The 2,843-nt window shown below is 56.0% G+C and carries 4 protein-coding genes; all 4 read right to left on the bottom strand.

Going from position 1 to position 2,843, the window contains the following annotated elements; all coding sequences use genetic code 11:
- Positions 1-145: 145 nt before the first annotated feature.
- The gene (locus IT41_RS19025) at positions 146-505 is read right to left on the bottom strand and encodes a hypothetical protein (RefSeq protein WP_036744305.1); all 360 of its coding nucleotides are present in this window, start codon (positions 503-505) and stop codon (positions 146-148) included.
- Entirely contained in the window at positions 502-1,296 is a 795-nt protein-coding gene (locus tag IT41_RS19030) for a hypothetical protein (protein WP_139221804.1), read from the bottom strand. Before IT41_RS19030 ends, IT41_RS19025 begins: the two co-directional genes overlap by 4 nt.
- The gene (locus IT41_RS19035; RefSeq protein WP_036744309.1) at positions 1,293-1,850 is read right to left on the bottom strand and encodes a hypothetical protein; all 558 of its coding nucleotides are present in this window, start codon (positions 1,848-1,850) and stop codon (positions 1,293-1,295) included. The genes IT41_RS19030 and IT41_RS19035 overlap by 4 nt, the downstream gene beginning before the upstream one ends.
- On the bottom strand, positions 1,851-2,843 hold a 993-nt coding region (locus tag IT41_RS21405), incomplete at its 5' end, for a bacteriophage T4 gp5 trimerisation domain-containing protein (RefSeq protein WP_036744311.1).

Below are 2,843 nucleotides of genomic sequence, written 5' to 3' on the forward strand. Positions count from 1 at the left end.
GGGATCGCCGTATCGGATAGCTGCCGCTGCCGTTCATCCTCCTCCAGCGGCGAAAAGACGATCTGCTCGAGGCCAAGCGCCAGGGCCTCCCGGTCTGGAGAACCCGTTAGTGCCTCGGGAAGGTCAGTCATATTGATGATCCCATTCAGTTCTTAAGTTGTTTTGGCCAGGTAAGCTCCAGAACCTTTTCGATCAGAACCTCTTTGTCCTCACCCTCAAGCTCTTCATCGGGATCGTTGATGACCTGTGCCAAACGAAGACACTGAAGTGGGTGAAGATCATTATCCATGATGCGGCCAATCAGTCGATCAATGATGCCTTCGTCAAGAATATCCCGGCCCAGTAGATATTGGGCAAACTTCTGCAGCGATTCTTCACCGCTGCCAAGATTGAAGAAATCAGCGTTCGAGGCAGCCCCGTATTTCCGCTGAATATAACGAACAATGCTCTCTTCCCGCGCTGCGGCGCCCGCTTCAAAAAATGCATTTGTGACCTTCATGATCATAGCACTTTCTCCTGGAATCTGTTTGACCAGAGGTTTTTGATCTTGAACGCCTCTTTGTCGTCGACATACTTCTGCGTCCACTCGCCCCCTTCGTGAAGCTCGGCGTATTTGATCACCATGCGTTCAAGGATATCCGGATCGCCGCCCCTAGCAATATAGGCGTCCGTGTGTTTTTTAAGGATATGAGCGGATCTCATCCAATTTATTTGGATAAACGGGTTGGAAATTAGCGCCCCTGGGAAAATATAGATGTGAAACTTCGTCTTCTGCCAGGTGTCGAAATAGGTCTCCGGTTCCGAAGCGATCTCTTCTTTAACATCTTCATATGCAGGGTCACGCCTTTCGTTAAATACCGCCGCGGAAAATTCCCGGATAACAGTTAGCCCTTCACCCGAAAAATATTTGGCGACCTCATCGTATTTGTGGGCCCATGTGCAAGCTCCTAACCAAAAGTGGCGATGTGGGAACTCATGCAACGCACACGGATCGCCGTTTTCCAGCCAATGCAGCACGCGGGCGCGATCCGGCGGCGGGATCAGATGGAGATCCCGTTTCATGAAGTTCTCACCGATCTCCAGCCACCATTGGTGCCAACCGATGGCGTCATAATCGTAATAGGCCTCGGGAACATCAGCCGTTGCTTGGTAGCAGGCAGCCTGAAAAGCCTTGGGATCGTCCAGATCCAAAAATGCATAGGGCAAAATCTTTTGAAAACCATCCAGCGAGAGCATCAGGATCATAGATCCCAGCGTATTTGGTCTGTAACGGTCGAGAAAGTTTGGTTGCGTCATGGTATTGGAACCAGATTGCGCGCAGGGAACAGGCGTGAGCCTTCGGAAATAATCAGATATGCACCAAGCGCTACGCCCGTCAGACCCGTGACTTCTTCCCAATATTCCCAGTCAAGAATCCCGCCACTGTCTTCAGGCGTGGTCATCAGGGAATGCTGGCCGGGCTTATAATCACCCTCGGGCATCGGACGGCCATGTTTGGTCTCCCAATCTTCGATTGTTGGAATTCCCCTTGTCGCATTACGCATTGCTTCTTCGCTGATCGGGGCGTGTGCCGGTGCGCCGGGACCGCCACATCCTTGATTGTTATAAAGATCGTTCGCTTCGTCCAGCGCTCGCTGCCGCCCTATTATCTGATCCGCATGCGTCGGAATCCCGCTTTTGACGGCATTCGGCGCCATCATGCGGTCGAACCGTTCGGCCATACCGTCATGCCCGCCATTCTGCTTATCGAAAAAAGTGGAAATGCACTGACAGACATTGTCTTTACAGGTCTTCAGGTGCCGCCGCAGGGCCTTACTCGTGACGTCGCCCCAGATTTCTTTCCCGACCATTCAGGAATCCCCGCCCTTCCCGGCCTTGCATTCCTGCACGAAGGCCTTGTCGGAGTTCAGCGCATCGACCTGATCGGGATTGCCGGACGAAAAGTCGACATTCGGCGATCTCACCCTGAAGTGGCGCGCCTTGATGGTCACGCCGGTCTCGTCGATGATGATCGTGCCGCCCGGCCCGCCGATGATGAATTTTTCCCTGGCGTGCAGCGTGTGCCTCACGGTCCGGTTGAAGATCGATTTCTTGGTTTCCAGATCGTAATCCTCGCCGACCTTCACCTTCATCGTCTTGCCGACCGAGGTCGTCATGATATTGCCGACGACGGTGTTCTTGGCGAGCCCGATCTGCTCGGTCCGCGCGAGGCCGATCGTATCGGTGCGGAATCTCTCGACCACCGAGTTCAGCACGCCCGAGCCGCCGATCATCGAGCCGATCTGACCGGCCAGCGACGCCGCCTGACCGCTTTGCGACACGCCCTGACCGCTGCGGTGATCGCCGCTCTGGGAAAAGCCGGCATTGCCCAGCAGCGCCATCATCTCGACCGGCAGGTCCTGACCACCCGCGACATGGCCACCCATGCCGGTCACCGGCGGCAGCCCGGCTTTCTGACCGGTTTTGCGGAACAGTCTGCCACCCGCCTGCAGAAGCGGCATCAGCATCCCGAGCAGGCCGCCACCGCTGCCGCCGACGGTCACGTTCTTGTTGCGACCCACCCGCTCAACCGCGTTGTCACCGATCACGAGGCTGGCGTTGTTGGTGATGTTCTCGACCCGGTTCGCCCCGATATTGGCGCTGGAATTGTTGAGGACCTTGGTGGTCAGATCCTTCTGGGCGTGGAAGAACATGTCCTCGATGCCCGACTGATCCTCGAAGCTGATCTCATTGAAGCCCGAGCCCTGATGGGTGTTCGACCGCCAGACCGCGCGCGTCTTGTGGGCCGGGAGCGGATAGGGCGCATCGTTCTTGCCGTTGAAGACATTGCCCACGACGACCGG

The sequence above is a fragment of the Paracoccus halophilus genome (assembly GCF_000763905.1).
Lineage (GTDB): Bacteria > Pseudomonadota > Alphaproteobacteria > Rhodobacterales > Rhodobacteraceae > Paracoccus > Paracoccus halophilus.

Excerpts from the sequence above, each read along its gene's own strand:
- IT41_RS19035 (WP_036744309.1), bottom strand. The coding sequence starts at position 1,850 with ATGGTCGGGAAAGAAATCTGGGGCGACGTCACGAGTAAGGCCCTGCGG.
- IT41_RS19025 (WP_036744305.1), bottom strand. The coding sequence starts at position 505 with ATGATCATGAAGGTCACAAATGCATTTTTTGAAGCGGGCGCCGCAGCG.
- IT41_RS19030 (WP_139221804.1), bottom strand. The coding sequence starts at position 1,296 with ATGACGCAACCAAACTTTCTCGACCGTTACAGACCAAATACGCTGGGA.